General features: G+C 71.1%; 12 protein-coding genes. 5 read left to right on the forward strand and 7 right to left on the reverse strand.

The window, feature by feature from the left end; all coding sequences use genetic code 11:
* Positions 1–103: 103 nt before the first annotated feature.
* On the reverse strand, positions 104–1,282 hold the full coding sequence (locus tag AC5L30_RS21465; protein WP_494869394.1) for a MalY/PatB family protein: 1,179 nt from the start codon (positions 1,280–1,282) through the stop codon (positions 104–106).
* Positions 1,283–1,564: 282 nt separating this feature from the next.
* Here AC5L30_RS21465 and AC5L30_RS21470 point away from each other — a divergent pair, with 282 nt between their 5' ends.
* Positions 1,565–2,611: an SMP-30/gluconolactonase/LRE family protein gene (locus AC5L30_RS21470; RefSeq protein ID WP_494869395.1), complete on the forward strand. Its 1,047-nt coding sequence runs from the start codon at positions 1,565–1,567 to the stop codon at positions 2,609–2,611.
* A gap of 51 nt (positions 2,612–2,662) precedes the next feature.
* On the opposite strand, the gene AC5L30_RS21475 is transcribed toward AC5L30_RS21470, so the two are convergent.
* A complete protein-coding gene (locus tag AC5L30_RS21475) occupies positions 2,663–3,301 on the reverse strand; it encodes a hypothetical protein (RefSeq protein WP_494869397.1) in 639 nt (212 codons plus the stop codon).
* The gene (locus AC5L30_RS21480) at positions 3,298–3,459 is read right to left on the reverse strand and encodes a hypothetical protein (protein ID WP_494869399.1); all 162 of its coding nucleotides are present in this window, start codon (positions 3,457–3,459) and stop codon (positions 3,298–3,300) included. Before AC5L30_RS21480 ends, AC5L30_RS21475 begins: the two co-directional genes overlap by 4 nt.
* A 73-nt stretch (positions 3,460–3,532) precedes the next feature.
* Here AC5L30_RS21480 and AC5L30_RS21485 point away from each other — a divergent pair, with 73 nt between their 5' ends.
* Positions 3,533–7,609 (forward strand): tetratricopeptide repeat protein, encoded by a 4,077-nt coding sequence (locus tag AC5L30_RS21485; RefSeq protein ID WP_494869400.1) that lies wholly within the window; start codon positions 3,533–3,535, stop codon positions 7,607–7,609.
* Between the two features lie 180 nt (positions 7,610–7,789).
* Here the strand turns inward: AC5L30_RS21485 and AC5L30_RS21490 are convergent, their stop codons facing one another.
* Genes AC5L30_RS21490 through AC5L30_RS21505 form a run of 4 tightly spaced genes read right to left on the reverse strand, consistent with a single transcriptional unit; the run spans position 7,790 to position 13,317 of the window.
* Positions 7,790–10,114 carry a beta-xylosidase/alpha-l-arabinosidase gene (locus tag AC5L30_RS21490; protein ID WP_494869401.1) on the reverse strand — a complete coding sequence of 775 codons (2,325 nt, stop codon included), beginning with the start codon at positions 10,112–10,114 and terminating at the stop codon, positions 7,790–7,792.
* A gap of 37 nt (positions 10,115–10,151) precedes the next feature.
* The gene (locus AC5L30_RS21495) at positions 10,152–11,018 is read right to left on the reverse strand and encodes a carbohydrate ABC transporter permease (RefSeq protein WP_494869402.1); all 867 of its coding nucleotides are present in this window, start codon (positions 11,016–11,018) and stop codon (positions 10,152–10,154) included.
* Positions 11,015–12,013: a carbohydrate ABC transporter permease gene (locus AC5L30_RS21500; RefSeq protein WP_494869403.1), complete on the reverse strand. Its 999-nt coding sequence runs from the start codon at positions 12,011–12,013 to the stop codon at positions 11,015–11,017. Before AC5L30_RS21500 ends, AC5L30_RS21495 begins: the two co-directional genes overlap by 4 nt.
* Positions 12,010–13,317: an ABC transporter substrate-binding protein gene (locus tag AC5L30_RS21505; protein ID WP_494869405.1), complete on the reverse strand. Its 1,308-nt coding sequence runs from the start codon at positions 13,315–13,317 to the stop codon at positions 12,010–12,012. The genes AC5L30_RS21500 and AC5L30_RS21505 overlap by 4 nt, the downstream gene beginning before the upstream one ends.
* Positions 13,318–13,456: 139 nt before the next feature.
* On the opposite strand from AC5L30_RS21505, the gene AC5L30_RS21510 reads away from it, so the two are divergent.
* The 3 genes from AC5L30_RS21510 (at position 13,457) to AC5L30_RS21520 (ending at position 17,203) form a co-directional block, all read left to right on the forward strand.
* Positions 13,457–14,461 carry a LacI family DNA-binding transcriptional regulator gene (locus tag AC5L30_RS21510; RefSeq protein ID WP_494869407.1) on the forward strand — a complete coding sequence of 335 codons (1,005 nt, stop codon included), beginning with the start codon at positions 13,457–13,459 and terminating at the stop codon, positions 14,459–14,461.
* Between the two features lie 210 nt (positions 14,462–14,671).
* Positions 14,672–16,519, forward strand: a complete 1,848-nt coding sequence (locus tag AC5L30_RS21515; protein ID WP_494869408.1) for a glycoside hydrolase family 15 protein — start codon at positions 14,672–14,674, stop codon at positions 16,517–16,519.
* A gap of 129 nt (positions 16,520–16,648) precedes the next feature.
* A complete protein-coding gene (locus AC5L30_RS21520; RefSeq protein WP_494869409.1) occupies positions 16,649–17,203 on the forward strand; it encodes a hypothetical protein in 555 nt (184 codons plus the stop codon).
* Positions 17,204–17,260 lie beyond the last annotated feature (57 nt).

Here is a 17,260-nt window from a genome sequence, read left to right on the forward strand (position 1 = left end):
TCCTCCGCAAGCTCGACGGGACCGGACGATCATCAGGTTGCGTCCCCGTCAAAGTGCGGTCGGAAGTCCCACCGCTCGCAGCCGGCCGACATCCGGTTCGGTCTCAGCTGACGGCGCTGACCATCCGGTGTACCGCCTCGGTGAGGAGTTCCGGTGCGGTGGCCAGGTTCAGTCGCACGTGCCCGCCGCCGCCGCTGCCGAACGCCAATCCGGAGTTGAGCGCCACCCGGGCACGATCGAGGAACGCGGTGGCCGGGTCGTCGCCGAGGCCCAGGGCGCGGCAGTCGAGCCAGGCCAGGTAGGTGGCCTGACCGGGTTGGTAGCGGATGGCCGGCAGGTGCTCGGCGAGCAGCGCGGCCAGGAGTCGACGGTTGTCGTCCAGGCCCGTCAACAGGGCGTCGAGCCACTCGCCGCCGTCGCGGAAGGCGGCGGTGTGGGCGATCACGCCGAGGTGGCTGGTGCTGACGCTGACTTCGAACGGGACGCGGGCGAGGTCCCCGGCCGCGGCGGGGCCGGCGACGAGGAGCCCACCGCGCAGGCCGGCCAGGTTCCACCCCTTGGAGGCGGACATCAGCGACAGGCCGTTCTCCGCGCCGGGCACCGAGAGGTACGGCACGAACCGTGCTCCCCCAGCCACCACCGGAGCGTGGATCTCGTCGGCGACCACCCGTACCCCGTGCCGCTCGGCCAGACCGGCGACGGCGGTCAACTCGGCCGCGCTGTGCACAACAGCGGTCGGGTTGTGCGGGCTGCAGAGCAGGTACGCCGCCGGCCGTCCACCGGCACGGGCCCGCCGGAACGAGTCCTCCAGCACGTCGAGGTCGATCCGCAGGTCGGCGCCGAGCGGCGCCTCCACGATCCGGCGGTCGGCGTGCGCCACGAACTCGTAGAACGGCGGGTACACCGGGCAGTTGACGACGACCGCGTCCCCCGGTTCGGTGACCAGTCGCAGCGCCTCGACGACGCCGTGCATGACGTCGGGCACCAGCGCGGTGCGCTCCACGGCCAGCCCGTCCCAACCCCACCGCCGCGCAGCGAACTCGGCCAACGCCTGCGGGTATGCCGTGCCGGCGGTGTAGCCGGTGTCGCCGCGCGCGACGGCCTCGGTGATCGCCCGGGCTACCGGCTCGGCCAGGGGCACGTCCATCTCGGCCACCCAGAGGGGCAGCACGTCGTCGGGGTACTCCCGCCACTTGAGGCTCGTCCGCTGCCGGAGCTGGTCGATCGTGAGCTGGCGGAGGGGGTTGACCGCGGTTGGGGCATCACTGAGCAGGCCAGTCATGACCCGAGCCTATTCCCCGGGTCCGGCCCGACGACCCGGGCCGCGGCTGATTCGTCCACTGTGGTCGCACCGGAAGGGTTTCGCGGCGCTCTTTGGAATTGACCTGCGTCTTTGTGTGTGAGCCCCGATCCGTTTCGGAATCGACGGCGAAAGATTGCTGCGGGTCACTGGTTCATAACCTAGGCTCCCGAATATCCACATCGACGGCCCGCCCTCACGCCGTGCCAGCCACCGACCTCGCACGCCGGCCATCGCAACCCTCGACGCCGATTGGAGTATTCGATGACCTGGCGTCCCACCATTGCCGCACTGGCCGGCCTGTACCTCGCGGTCAGCGCCACCACACTGCCCGCCGGTGCTGCCGCCAATGCCGAGCAGGTCAGCGCCCACGCCGCGCTCGCCGGTCCGCCCGGCGCGCCGCCCGGGGCCTGCCCGACGGGTGCCAGTTACGGCCCACCGCTGCCGGCCAGCACCATGACGGCCCCACGGATCCGGGGTGGGTTCACCTTCCTCGAAGGGCCGGTCTGGGTCGCCGACGGCGGCTACCTGCTGATGTCCGACATGACCGCCGGCACCGGGCCGTACAACGTCCAGCCGTCGACGATCCGCCGGTTCACCCCGCCGGCGACCTTCGACACGTTCATCGCCAACGCCGGCAGCAACGGCCTGGCGCTCAGCGCCGACGCCCAGCAACTCGTCGCGGCCACCCACGACCAGCGGAGCGTTTCCGCGTACCGACTGAGCGACCGGGCCCGCAGCACCGTCGCGGCGAACTACCAGGGCCGGGCGTTCAACTCGCCGAACGACGTCGCGGTCCGCTCCGACGGCGTCGTCTACTTCACCGATCCCAACTTCCAGCGCGGCAACCGCCCGGACCAGATGAGCGGGCGTACCAGCGTCTTCCGCGTCTCCGGTGGTCAGGTGTCGCTGGTGGACGACAGGTTGCGCCAACCCAACGGCATCGCGCTCTCGCCGGACGGGACCGCGCTGTACGTGGGCGCCTACTCCGAGAACAAGATTTACAAGTACGTGGTCCAGCCGGACGGCAGCATCGGCGCCCGCAGCGTCTTCGTGAACTACATCGGCGGGCCGGACGGCGGCACGATCGACTGCGCCGGCAACGTGTACTGGGCGTCGGGCGGAGACTCCCTGGTCCACGTCTACTCCCCCGCGGGCACCCAACTCGGCACGATCCGGCCCGGCAACTCCGGGACGACCAACGTGGCGTTCGGCGGCCCGGACCGGCAGACCCTCTTCATCACGTCGGGCCCGTGGGGCGACTCCGGCCTGTACAGCGTGCGGCTCAACATCCCCGGATATCCGTACTGAGCGACGGCTGGCCGGCGCGCCGCTCCCGTCGTAGCCCGACGGGGCGGCGCGCTATCGGGCGGTCGCGGCGATGAACACCACCGCCCCGACCAGCACCAGCGCGGCGGCCAGGAAGGTCTGCCGACGGGCCCGGCGCAACGCCTCCCGGACCTGCCAGGCGTGCGCGGTGGCGAGCAGCCAGCGCAGGTACGGGTCGGTCCGGACGATGTTGCGACGCGCGGTGGCGAGCCCTTCCCGGAGGGCGGCCCGTTCCTGCGGCGGGGCCGTCGGCAGGCGGCCGGCGATCTCCGCGGCGATCCGGCGATGCCGCAGCAGGCCCTCGACGTCATCGGCGTACCCGCCGAAGTGGTACCAGGGCTCCGCCTCCAGCCGCTCGCGCAGGCCGCGCAGCTCCGGCCCGGTCAGCGACGCCGGCGTGGTCATCGGCGGGACGAGCACCTCGCTGGTCCGCCAGATCGCCCAGGCCACCCCGAGCAGCGTCACCAGCAGACCGCCGCCCGCCCACGCCGCGTGCACCCAGTCGGTGACCTTGCCGGCGGCGATCAACGGGCCGCCGCCGAGCAGCAGCGCGCCCGCCGCGCCGGCCGAGGAGATGATCCACCGCGCCGCCGCCCGGCTGTCCGCGACCGAGTCCAACGGGGACGGCAGCGCGTCCAGCCCCGCGCCGCTCGTCGGCGACTCCCCGGTCATCGGACGTCGTCGCGGAAGACGACACCCAGCGGGCCGTTCGCGTCGTCGGGCAGATCGGTGTACGGCACCCAGCGCTGGCCGTCGAAGAACTCCAGCTCGCCGCTGTCGTTGATCCGCACGGCGTTGATCTGCGCAAGCTCCTCAGGATCGTCAGCCATGGATACAGTATCGGTCAGTCCGGCAATCCGCCCCGGCATCGGGTCGTCCGCCGGGCGACCGCAGGGGGCGTTCGTGATCCGGTTGACCGTCAGCGCGACCGACGTGGTCCTGGCCGTTCGGGACAACCAGTGGCGGCACCCGGTGAGTCCGGCCGATCAACGCACCGCCGACCTGCTCTGGCGGCTGCGCGGCAACCCCTCGGTGGAGCTGTCGTACGAGGTCGGCGTCGCGCTCGGCCGCCGCTTCCTCGACGCCCCCGGCCCGGCCCTGCGCGCCGAGCTGGCCCGACCCGGCCGGCACCGGCTTGGCATCGAGGTCATCGACCCGGCGCTGGCCGACCTGCCCTGGGAGACCCTGGTGCTGCCCGGCGAGGACCAGCCGTTGGCGCTGCACCCCGACCTCGACGTCTGCCGGACCGGCCCCGACACTCCGGTACCCGCGGTCCGGGTGGACGGCCCGCTGCGGATCCTCGCGGCGATCGCGAGCCCGGACGACTCCACCCAGCCGCTGCTGGACCACGAGCGGGAACTCGGGCGGATCCTCGGCGCGGTGGAACCCGGGCACCGGCACGGGGCGCGGGTACGCGTCCTGGAGTGGGGCAGCGCCGCCGCGATCCGGGCCGCCCTCGCCGAGGAGCCGTTCCACGTCCTGCACGTCTCCAGTCACGCGCGCCCGGGCGCGCTGTTGCTGGAGACCCCCACCGGGGCGGAGGATCGCGTGGACGCCGCGCGGTTCCTGGCCGAGGTGCTGCCGCCGGGCCGGACCGTGCCGTTGATCGTGCTGGCCGGCTGCTCCACCGCCCGGCAGGATCACCGGGAGCTGCCCGGGCTGGCCGGCGCGCTGCTGGCCCACGGCGCGCCGGCGGTGCTGGCGATGAACGGGACGGTCAGCGACGGATACACCATCGAGTTCTGCGCTCGGCTCTACGAGCGGTTGGCCGCCCAGAACGAGCCGGAGCTGCTGGCGGAGGTCTCCGCCGTACGCCGCGAGCTGGCGACCGCCGCCGAGTGGTGGCTGCCGACGCTGTTCCTGGCCGACCACGGGCTGCGGCTGGCCGGCGGACGCGACGGCGGGGCCGGCGCCGCGCCGCCCGGCCAGTCGGTCGTCGGGGACGGCGTGGTGCGCGCCCCCACGGACTTCGTGGGCCGCCGGGAGATCCTGCGCCGGCTGTCCCGGGGAAAGCTGCGGGTGCTCGTCCACGGCATCGGCGGGATCGGCAAGACGAGTCTCGCCGCGGAACTCGCGCGGCGGTTCCGCGACACGGGAGGCGTCGTCGTGGCGACCCACGGCGACGCCACCGTCGACGGGATCCTCGACGAGCTGCGCCGCCAGGTGGAGAGCCTATGCGTCGGGTCGGCCCCGGACGACCCGGTGCGGCAGTGGTTGGTCGCCCTCGCCGAGCCGGGCCAGGACTGGCGGCGACGGCTCGCGGCGACCGGCAACGGCGGTCCGCCGCTGCTGCTCGTCCTCGACAACGCCGAGGACGCCCTGGACGCCGAGCACCGGTTGGCCGACGCGGACCTGGCCGCGTTCCTCGCCGCCTGGGCGTCCCGGCACGAGCTGGTCGTGACCAGCCGGCACCCGTTCCCGGTCGCCGGTCTGGAAACCTGCCACCTCGGTCCGCTCTCCTGGCAGGAGACCCGCAAGCTGCTCTGGCGGCTGCCGGGCGTCGGCCGGCTGGCCCCGGCGGAACAGCAACGGATGTGGCACCGGCTGGGTGGCCACCCGCGCGCGCTGGAATACCTCGACGGCCTGCTGCGCGGCGGCAGCACCCGATCCGACGAGGTGGCGAGCCGACTGGCGGCGGCCGGCGGTGACCGGGACGGCGGGCCGACAGAGGTCGGCGCGCCGCTGGCCGAGGCCGGCGCGCTGGCCGCCGAGGACGTGCTGCTGCCCCGGCTACTCGCCCGCCTGGAGGCCGTTCCGGCCGCCCGCCGGTTGCTGCTGGGCGCGGCGGTGTACCGCACCCCGGTGGACCGGACCGGCCTCGCCTGGCAGCTCGCCGACCCGGCGGACGGCGACACCCCACCGCCGGAGCCGGCCGAGCTGGACGAGTCGGTCGAGACGCTGTCGCAGCTGGGGCTGCTCGCCCCGGTGGCCGGGGGCTACCTGGTGCACCGGTGGACGGCGGCGAGCCTGCTGCGGATAGCCGGCCGCGACGCGGTGGTCGAGTCGCACCGCCGGGCGGGCCGATACTGGGGCTGGCGGGCCCGGTCCACGGACCAGCACACCTTCATCCGGCGGGTCGTCGAGGGGCGGTACCACCACCTGGCCGCAGGTGAGACCGACCAGGCCATCGCCTACTCCGAGCTGGCCTGCCAGGAGTTGCACGCGGCCGGGCACTGGGCCTGGGAGGAGAAGATCTGGCGGGAGCTGCTGCCGATGGCGCCCCCGGGCTCGGCGCGCTCGGCGAGCTTCCTCAAGGGACTCGGCGACGTGCACCTCAGCCGGGGCGAGTACCCGCAGGCGACGGAGCGCTACCAGGCGGCGCTGGCCGTCTACCGGGACCTCGGCGACGACAGCGGGGTCGGCAAGCTCCTGCACCAGCTGGGCCTGGTCGCCGACAACCGGGGCGACCGGGCGACCGCGGACCGGCTGTACCAGCAGGCGTTGACGATCCTGAGCCGGCTCGACGACCGCGCGGCGGTCGCCCGGACCCTGCACCAGCTCGCCGGCATCGCCCGTGGCAACGGCGACGCCGAGCTGGCCATGTCGCGTTACCTGGAAGAGCTGGCGATCGTTCGGGAACTCGACGACCTGGACGGGATAGCGGCAAGCCACCACCAGATCGGCGTACTCGCCTTCGAAGCCCGGGACCTCGTCAAGGCGGAGCAGTGCATCCAGGTGGCCATCACCACCTACGGGCGGTTGGGCGTCCGGGTCGAGCAGGGCAGCGGGCTGGTGATGCTCGGGCGGATCGCCCTCGCCCGCTTCGCCTACGACACCGCCGAGTCCCGGGTCCGCGCCGCTCTGAAGATCTTCGAGGAGGTCGGCAGCAACGGCCACATCGCGGAGTGCACGCTGCTGCTCGGCCACCTCGCCCGCGACCTCGACGACCTTGAGTTCGCCGAGAGCTGCTTCGTCCGCGCCCGGATGATCGTCGCGGCCCTCGGCGAGGACCGGCTGCTGCGCCGCTGCGACGAACTGCTCGGCGGCGTCCGAACCGTCCTCGGCCGGGTTGCCGAGGCGGTGCCGCACACCCTGAACGCGATCGGCGGGGATGATGAGCCGCCGCACCAGTCGGCCCTGGAATGGCTGGCCGTGCAGCGTCTGGAGCTGGGCTTGCCGGCCTTCTCCGACCTGTTGGCCCGACACCTCGACCCGCGGCGGGCGGCGCAGCGGGCCGACTGGGTCGAGGCGTACCTGCGGTTCCGGTTCGACGGTTCCCACCCGACCCCGCTCGGCAGCGGATACGTCCTGCTCGCCATCGCGGCCGCCCAGGCGGGCGAGTTCGGCACCGCCCGGATGTGCCTGCTGCGGGCGTTGCCGATCTGCGCCGCCGCCGGCCACCGGGCGGGGGTCGCCAAGTGCCACGAGGACCTCGGCCGGGTGGCCCTGGAGACCCGCCGGTTGGCCGAGGCCCGGTCCCGCTACGAGCAGGCGCTGGAGGTCTACCGCGTGCTGCGCCACGAGCCCAACCAGGCCATCGTCCTGCACCAGCTCGGCCGGGTCTGCGAGGAGCAGGAGGATCTCGCCGGCGCGGACGGGTTCTACCGCCGCTCCATCGCGATCAAGAAACGGCTGGGGAACCGGTCGGGTGTCTCCAACAGCACCTTCCACCTCGGCCGGGTGGCCGGCCTGCGCGGCGACCGGGCCCTGGCCGAGCGGTGCTACCGGACCTGCCTGCACATCGACCGTGAGCAGGGCAACTGGGAGGAGGTGGCGCTGGACCAGGTGGCGATCGGGCAACTGCGCGTCGAGCAGGGCCACCCGGCGGAGGGCATCCCGCTGATCGTCGAGGCACTGACCATCGACCGGCAGATCGGGTCGACGAACGCGGCACTCGATCTCAACGCGCTGCGTGAACTGCGGGCCGGGCTCGGCGACGAGGCGTTCACGGCCATCCTCACCGACGCCTTCGGCCCGGCCCGCACCGCCGAGGTGCTCGGCCTGATCGCGGTGCTACCGACCGCGGCGGAGCCGACCTGACCCAACCGGAGGCCGCCGTGCCGGGCGCTGCCGTTGCGCCCCGCGAGCGACGTCAGGCGGGCGCCGCTCCGCAGCAACGACGACTTCCGCTACCTCCTCGGCCGCCTGGTCGTGATCCCCCACCGCGCGAGTGGAGCCGGTCCGCCGACCACCCACTGGGGACAGTCGGCGGACCGGCCTTCAGCGGATGTCGGTGGTGGTCCAGCGTGGGGAGGCGGTGGTGACCGGCACGATGTCACCAACCAGCGTGGTCACCGCCTGGGCGTCCCGCCGCACGCTGGTGCCGACCCAGATCTCCACATCACCGGGCTCCACCACCCGGGTGAACGTGCGGTCGGAGAAGGCCAGTCGGGTGGTGGGCACCGTCAACTCGACAGTGACGGACTGGCCCGGCTCCAGGTGGACTCGCCGGTAGCCGAGCAGCTGGGCCACCGGCCGGGTCACCGAGGCCACCAGGTCGCGACCGTAGAGCTGGACCACGTCGTCGCCGGCGACCGCGCCGGTGTTCGTCACCCGCACGGTCACCCCCACCGACCCGTCGGTGGGCACCGTGCTGGGCACGGCGAGCTCGCCGTACGCGAACGTCGTGTAGGACAGGCCGTGGCCGAACGGCGCCGCGGGCGTCGCCAGCAGGTTGGTCCCCGCGTTGCCCGCACCGAGGGTGGGGTGCAGGTAGGAGTACGGCTGCGCGCCGGCCGACCCGGGCAGGGTGACCGGCAGCCGGCCCGACGGGTTGACCCGCCCGGAGAGCACCCCCGCGATCGCCCCGGCACCCTCCTCACCCGGGAAGAACGCCTGCACCACCGCCGCGCAGCGCGCGAGCGCCCAGCCGAGGTCGTACGGCCGGCCGGTGAGCAACACGAGGACGACCGGTGTGCCGGTCTCCAGCACCGACTCGACCAGTTCCCGCTGGACGCCGGGCAGCTCCAGGTCGTCCCGGTCGCAGCCTTCGCCGACCGTGCCGCGTCCGAAGAGGCCGGCGTGGTCGCCGACGACCAGGACGGCCACGTCCGCGGCGGAGGCCGTGGTGACCGCCTCGTCGAAGCCCGATCGGTCGTCGGTGTCCACGTCACAGCCGCGCGCCCAGGTGACGAGGTCGCCGCCGAACTCGGCTCGCACGGCGTCGAGCACGGTCGGCACCTCGATGCCGGTCTCCGCGCCGGGGTGCTGGACGAGGACGTGGTTGAGGAACGAGTAGCACCCGAAGAGCGCACCCTGCCGGTCGGCGTTCGGGCCGATGAGGGCCACCCGTCGTCCCGCCGGCAGCGGCAGCACGTCCCGGTTGGCGACCAGTACGACCGATTCCTCGGCGAGCCGGCGGGCGATCGACCGGTGCTCGGGTGAGTCGAGGTCGATCGCCTGGGGCGGCTCGTCGTCGAAGGTCGCGTCGAGCAGACCCAGGTCCAGCTTCTGGCGCAGTACCCGCAGCACCGCGCGGTCGATGAGCGCCTCGTCGAGCTTGCCCGCCCGCACCGACTCCCGCAGGGTCAGATAGGCGTCGCCGGTCGGCAGTTCGACGTCGAGGCCGGCAGTCAACGCCTGCTCGGCCGCCTCGGCGTGATCGCTCGCCACGTGGTGCAGCAGGTTCAGGAACGCGACCCCGTAGTAGTCGGCCACCACCGTGCCATCGAAGCCCCACTGGTCCCGCAGGATACCGGTCAGCATGGTCGGGTCGGCGGCGACGGGCACCCCGTCGATCTCGGTGTACGAGTGCATGACACTGCGGGCGTCGCCGTCGATGATCGCCATCTCGAACGGGGGGAGCAGGACGTCGGCCAGTTCCCGGGGGCCGATGTGCACCGGGCCGAAGTTGCGCCCGGCGCGCGAGGCGGAGTAACCGGCGAAGTGCTTGAGGGTGGCGTGCACCCCCTGCGACTGCAGGCCGCGCACGTACGACGTGCCGATGGTGCCGACCAGGTACGGGTCTTCGGAGATGCACTCGTCCACCCGGCCCCAGCGGGGGTCACGGATCACGTCGAGCACCGGAGAGAGCCCCTGGTGGATGCCCAGGGTCCGCATCGAGGCGCCGATCGCCGCGGCCATCTCGGTGACCAGTTCGGGGTTGAACGCGGCACCCCAGGCCAGCGGGGTGGGGAAGGTGGCTGCTTTCCACGCCGACAGCCCGGTGAGGCACTCCTCGTGGACGATCGCCGGGATGCCGAGCCGGGTCCCGGTGACCAGGTCGCGCTGGAACTTCCACAGCCAGGCCGCGTGTTCGGCCGCCTCCACGGGGCGGGTGCCGTAGGTGCGGGTGAGGTGGCCGAGACCGTGCCGGGAGAATTCTTCGAGCTTGGCGTTCTCGCCGAATTCTCCCTGCATCGGTGCGACCGCCTCGCCGTCCTCCTTTTCCCAGAAGCCGACGAGCTGGGCGATCTTCTCCTCGATCGTCATTCGGCCGAGGAGATCGCGTAGGCGGGTCCCGCCGTCGCGCCCATCCGGTCGGCCGTGCTCCGGACCTGCCTGAGCCGGCGCCGGCCCGCCCACTACCGCGTGGACCTCAGTCATGCTGTGCCTTCCTCTGGTTTGCTCGTACCGCTGCCGCTCAGCCCTTGACCGCACCCTGCAGACCACCGACGATCTGCTTCTCCGCGAGCGTGAAGAAGAGCAGTGCCGGCAGCATCGCCAGCGAGGTGAAGGCGAGTACGCCTGCCGTGTCGGTGGTGTATTGGCTGGAGAAGTTCTGCACGCCCAGCGGCAGGGTGTGCAGGTTGACGTCGCTGAGGACGAGCAGCGGCAGCAGGAACGAGTTCCAGCTCGCCACGAACGCCAGGACGCCAACGGTGACGAGCGCGGGCCGCGACAGCGGCATCGCGATGCGCCAGAGGAAACCGAGCCGACTCGCGCCATCGATGGCCGCGGCGTCCTCCAACTCTCTCGGGATGGCCGAGAGGAAAGGGCGCAGGATCACGATCGTCAGTGGCAGTGAGAAGGCGACCTGCGGCAGGATCACCGCGTAGTAGGAGTTGACCAGGTTCAGGTCACGCAGCATGAGGTAGAGCGGCAGGATCGCCGCCCCGGCCGGAAACAGCAGGCCGAGGGTGAAGAAGGTGTAGAGCCCCTCCCGCCCGCGGAAGCTGTAGCGGGCGAGCACGAACGCGGCGGCCAGCCCGAGCACGACGACGGCGAGCGTGGTGCCGAGGGCGATGACGGCGCTGTTGAACGCCTGTTGCCAGAAATTGCTCTGGGTCAGCACCCTGGCGTAGTTGTCCCAGACGAACGGGTCGGGCAGGCCGGCCGGGTTCGCGACGATCTGCGGGGTGGTGCGGAAACCGCCGATGACCACGTAGATGACCGGGGCGATCGACACTGCCGCGATCGCGAGCGCGAGCGCGTAGGTGAGCGGTGTGCCCCAGGAAACCTGACGGCGTCCGGTGGACGGGGGGAGAACCGAGTTCACGGCCATCGTCACTTCGCCCTTCCGGTGATGGCGCCCTCGATGTCGCGGCGGAGCAGGAACCGCTGGAACAGCAGTGCCGCCACGAAGGAGATGACGAACAGGATTACCGCCACGGCGTTGCCGTAGCCCCACAGCCGGGCGAAGAACCCGTTGTCCACCATGTAGGTGGCCATGGTGGCCGATGCGCCGAGGGACCGCACCGCGGGCACCGAGGTCACCCAGATCATGTCGAAGATCTGCAGTGAGCCGATCATGGAGAGGAACATCCAGATCCGGATCGTCGGGCCGAGCAGCGGGATCGTGACGTGCCGCTGGATCTGCCACCAGCTCGCGCCGTCGATGGCCGCCGCCTCGGTCAGCTCGTCGGGCACATTGGACAGCCCGGCGAGGAGCAGGATGATGGCGAAGCCGACGTATTTCCAGGTGAGGACGGCCAGCAGGGTCCAGATGACCACGTCCAGGTCCGCCAACCAGGCGTGCACCAGGCCGCCCAGTCCCAGCGACCGCAGCAGCGCGTCGACCGTGCCGTCGCCGGTGAGCAGCAGTTTCCACATGATGCCGACGGTGACCTCGGCCAGCACGTACGGCACGAACACCAGCAGGCGGAAGACGGCCCGCCCACGGAAGCGACGGTTGAGCAGCAGGGCGACGCCCAGGGCGATCGGGCCCTGGATCAGCAGCGACCCGAACACGATGATGGCGTTGTTGCGCAACGCGTCGAGGAAGATCGGGTCCTGGAAGGCGAGGGTGTAGTTCCGCAGACCGACGAACTCGGTGGGAGGCCCGACCCCGCGCCACCGGAACAGGCTGTAGTAGACCGCGAAGCCCATCGGCACCAGCACGAACAGCACGTAGATGACGACAGCCGGTGTGGTGAGCCCGATGATCTCGTACCACTTGCGGCGGTTGTCGGCTCGGCGGGCGGACGCGGGCCCTGCCTTGTGGGGGCCCGCCGGCGACGCGGCAGCGCCGCCGGCGGGCATACGGATCTGGTTGGCGGAGGTCACTTGCTTGCGGCCGCCTTCATCGCCGAGACGACCTTCTCAGGCGTCCCGTTGCCGGCGAAGATGGCGACGATCGCGTCGTTCATCGCGTTGCCGACGGTGCTGCCGTAAGCCGTGTCCAGCCAGAGCTGGACGTAGCTGGCCCCGGAGGTGGCCTCCAGGATGGACTTGAGCGCGGGGTCCTTCACGCCGACCTCCGCGCCCTTGGCCGCAGGCAGGCCGGTGCCGGTCTCGGCGTAGCCCTTCTGGACCTCGGGGCTCACGATGTACTTGAGGAACTCGACGCACTCGGCCGGGGCGTTCTTGGCACAGGAGAACCCGTCGCCACCGCCGAGGGCCGCCTTCGGGTCACCGGGGGAACCGGACAGCGCCGGCACCGGGAACCAGCCGAGGAACGTCGCGAGCTTCGCCGGGTCCGTGGCGACGGTGTCCAGCGTGCCGCGGTTCCAGTCACCCATGAGCTCCATCGCGGCCTTGCCGTTGGCGAGCATGCCGTTGGCGCTGGTCGGGTCGTTCTGGCCCGGGGTGGCGATGAAGTTGGGCTGGAACGGCTTGGTGTCGATGAACGCCTTCAGGTCCTGACCGGCCTTCACGAAGCACGGATCGTCGAAGTTCTTGTCCGTGGACGCCTTCTTGAGCGTGTCGACCGAGCAGGCGCGCAGCGCGAGGTTGTACCACCAGTGCGCGGCCGGCCACTTGTCACCGGCGCCCACGGCGATCGGAACGACGTTGATCGCCTTGAGCTTGGTGACCGCGGTGTTGAGCTCCTCGAAGTTGGTCGGCGGCGCCGCGATGCCCGCCCTGGCGAACATGTCCTTGTTGTACCAGATGCCTTCGATGCCCATCCGGAACGGCAGGCCGTACTGCTTGCCCTTCACCTGCCAGATCTCCGCGGCGCTGCCGATGTTGTCGATCTCGGCCTGGGCCTGGTCGGTGATCTCCTTGAGGTAGTCGGCCTCCACCTGCTCGCTCATCTCGCCGCCGCCCCAGGTGGGGAAGATGTCCGGCGGGTCGCTGCTCAGCAGCGCGGCGGGGAGCCGGGTGCGCTGGAGTTGGTTTGTCTCGATCGCCTCGATCTCGATCTTGACGGTGGAATGGAGTGCGGAGAAGTCCTTGGCGACCTTCTCCCAGTAGGTCTTGCCGGGCCCGTCCTGTGAGGCGTTGTGCCACCAGGTCAGGGTCACCGGGTCCTTGTACAGCTCGCTCTGAGGGGTCGCCTCTTCGCCGCCGCCGTTGCACCCGGCGACAACGAGAACACTTGTCATTAATAGTGCCAGGACGGCACTCGCACGCCGCTTCGTTGCCATCGATGTCTCCTCGACTAGTCAGTCGCGGTACTCGGCCTGCGGCGAAGTTTTACAGTCATGTAACTTGATGTCAATCGGTATCGATAACGTTTTCGAGTCGGTGACCACGCGCCACCGCCGGCGGCCCTATCATCATCGGGTGGTGTTTCAGCAGCGCGTCAAGATGTCGGATGTGGCACGTACTGCCGGCGTCTCGGTCGCGACAGTGTCGAAGGTTGTCAACGGCCGTTACGGCGTGGCCCAGGCAACCGTGGAACGCGTCCAGCAGGTCATCCACGAACTCGGCTACGAGGCCAGCCTGGGGGCGCAGAGCCTGCGCAGCCACCGCACCAACGTGCTCGGCATCCTGGTGGCCGAGTTCGAGCCGTTCTCGACCGAGCTGCTCAAGGGGGCGTCCCAGGAGGTCGCGGGCAGCGGATACCAGCTGCTGGCCTACTCCAGCGGGGACGGCGAGGGCGCCGCCGTGGGATGGGAGCGGCGCTCGCTCGCCCGCCTCTCCGGCACTCTCATCGACGGCGCAGTGATCGTCACGCCGACCGTGGTCGAGACCGAGAACAGCTTCCACGTCGTGGCCGTCGACCCGCACACCGGGCCGTCCGACCTGCCCACCGTCGATTCGGACAACTTCGCCGGCGCCGTGCTGGCGACCAACCACCTGCTGTCCCTCGGCCACACGCGGATCGGGCACATCAGCGGCCGCACCGACCTGAAGTCGGCGCAGCTGCGCGAGGCCGGCTTCCGCAGTGCGATGGCCGACGCCGGCGTGCCGGTGGACGAGCGGCTCGTCCGCGTCGGCGGGTTCCGGATCGAGAGCGCCGCCGGCACGGCCGCGGAGCTTCTCGCCCTCACCGACCGGCCGAGCGCGATCTTCGCGGGTAACGACCTCTCCGCGATATCCACGATGAACGTGGCCCGCGACATGGGCCTCTCGGTGCCGGACGACCTGTCGGTGATCGGCTTCGACAACGTACCGGAGTCGGCGCTGGTCAACCCGCCGCTGACGACCATCATGCAGCCGCTGCAACGGATGGGCGCCGAGGCGTTGCGCCTGCTCATCGACCTGATCGCCGGCGTGGAACGCGACACCCACATCCGGCTCCCCACCGAGCTGGTCATCCGTTCCTCCTGCCGCCCGCACCACTGACGTCCCGGGTCGGTCACGCTCCAGCGCCGCCACGGTCCCGGCGACCGTGGTCGCCGTGACGGTGCCGAGGGCCGATCTCCATGGTCGGGGCGCGGCCGGCGCCGTGGCACACGGGGACCCGCGACAGGGTGGTGGAACGCGAATCTCACCAAAGCGACAATTTCTCCCCCTAGGTTCGATGCGCAGGACGCAGCCGAACCGGGGAGAGACGTGGACAGCTATCCGGCGATCGAGGATCACGGGCTCATCGGCGACCTGCAGACCGCCGCGCTGGTGACCTGTGACGGGACGGTCGACTGGTTCTGCGCGCCGCGGTTCGACTCGCCGAGCATCTTCGCCGCCCTGCTGGACAAGGAGAAGGGCGGCTACTTCCAGATCGCGCCGCACGACGTGCGGTACGTGACCAAGCAGCTCTACCTCCCCGGCACACCCATCCTGATCACCCGGTTCATCAGCGCCGACGGTGTGGCCGAGGTGATGGACTTCATGCCGGTCACCGGCGAGCGGGCCACCGACTCGCACCGCCTGGTCCGCACCGTCACCATGGTCCGCGGCAGCATGCGCTTCCGGGTGGAGTGCCGGCCCCGGTTCGACTACGCCCGGGAAGAGCACCAGCTGGAGCGCCACCGTAACGGCTACGTCTTCCGCAGCCGGTCGGCGACGCTGACGTTCAACCCGGTCGACCCCGTGCGGCGGTTGATCTCGGAACAGGGTGACGTCCGCCTTGAGGGCGGCGATCTGGTCGCGTACGGCACGCTGAACGAGGGCGACACCGGCGGGGTGGTCCTGGAGACGGGCGGTGCCGAGCCGCGCATCATCGCGCCGGAAGAGATCCAGGGCATGTTCGAGTGGACCCGGGACTACTGGCGGCGCTGGCTTGAACGCTCCAGCTACACCGGCCGCTGGCGGGAGATGGTCGAGCGCTCCGCCATCACGCTGAAACTCATGACGTACGCGCCGACCGGAGCGATGATCGCCGCGCCCACCGCCGCGCTGCCCGAACTGGTCGGCGGAACGCGTAACTGGGACTACCGCTACACCTGGGTACGCGACACGTCGTTCTCAGTGCACGCGCTGCTCGGCCTCGGTTTCACCGAGGAGGTCAGCCGGTACATGAACTGGCTGGACGAGCGGATCCGCGAGGCCGGCGACCACCAGGACCCGCTGAAGATCATGTACCGGGTGGACGGCTCCTCCGACCTGCACGAGGAGGTGCTGGACCACCTGGAGGGCTACCGCGGCTCGCGGCCGGTGCGGATCGGCAACGGCGCCGCCGACCAAATCCAGCTCGACATCCACGGCGAGGCGCTCTACGCCATGCACCTCGCCGACGAGCAGGGCATCCGCGTCTCGCACCAGGTGTGGAAGAGCACCGTCCGGCTCGTCGACTGGCTCTGCCACAACTGGGACCAGCCCGACGCCGGCATCTGGGAGAGTCGCCACCACCCCCGCAACTACACCTTTGGCCGGGTGATGTCCTGGGTCGCGCTGGACCGGGCCATCCGGCTGGCCACCCGCACCGGTCGCCCCGGGGACATGGCCTGCTGGACCGAGCAACGCAACCGCATCTACGACCAGGTCATGGCCCGCGGATACGACCGGGGCCGTGGCACCTTCGTGCAGGCGTACGACGAGAACGTGCTGGACGCGGCGCTGCTCGCCATGCCGGCGGTCGGTTTCGTCACGCCGAGCGACCCGCTGTGGCAGTCCACCTTGCAGGCGATCGAACGCGAACTGGTTTCCGACAGCCTGGTCCACCGGTACGACCCGGTGCACTCCCCCGACGGTCTCCCCGGGCACGAGGGCACCTTCAACATGTGCACCTTCTGGTACGTCGAGGCGCTGGCCCGCTCCGGCCGCCTCGACGACGCCCGACTCACGTTCGAGAAGATGTTCACGTTCAGCAACCACCTCGGCCTCTATGCCGAGGAGATCGCCGCGACCGGGGAGCAGATTGGCAACTACCCCCAGGCGTTCAGTCACCTCTCATTGATCAATTCCGCGCTGACGCTCAACGACCTGCTCGACACCGAGGCCGAAGCCCGCCGCCGCCGGTAGCGCCGGCGCGCTCCGGTCAGTCCACGCCGGCGCGGAGCCGACGTCGGGAAGGGGCTTGACGAGCTCACGTCCATCACGCATGGTCAATACGCATCGACCGTCTCGAATGTATTGACGCGGGGAGAACTGATGAGGGCCTTCGTCACCACCGCCTCGGCCGCGGCCCTGCTGCTGCTGGCCACCGGCAGCGCATCCCACGGCCAGCCAGCCGCCGACCCGCCCTGCACGGGGCAGATCCACGCGAACCCGGGGTTCGAGCGCGGCACCACCGGTTGGACGGCCGGTCCCCGCATCGTCGTGTTCGGCGACGCGACCCGGCCCGCACACACCGGCCGCGCGTACGCCACCTTCGCCGGGTTGGACGTGACGCGTACCGACCTGCTGCGCTCCACCGTCACCGTGCCGGCCAACTGCGACCTGACGGTCCGCTTCTGGGTCCGAACCACCACGACCGAGACCACCCGCGGCGACTACCTGAACGTCGGACTGGCGGTCACCGGGATACCCCCGAAGACCAGGTTCTCGCTGGCCTTCGACGGCGGGGCGCAGTGGCGGCAGTACGTCATGTCGAGCGGAACGGCGACGACCGAGCGCACCGCGACGGTCAGCTTCCTCGCCAGCGAGACGGCCGGCAACGGCGCCACCGCCTTCGACGTCGACGACGCGACCTTCACGTTGAGCTGACCGCGGTGCGACCGTCTGGCAGCCCTAGCCGCCACGGTGACCGCGCCGCGACGTCGA

Source organism: Micromonospora sp. BQ32 (assembly GCF_059358895.1).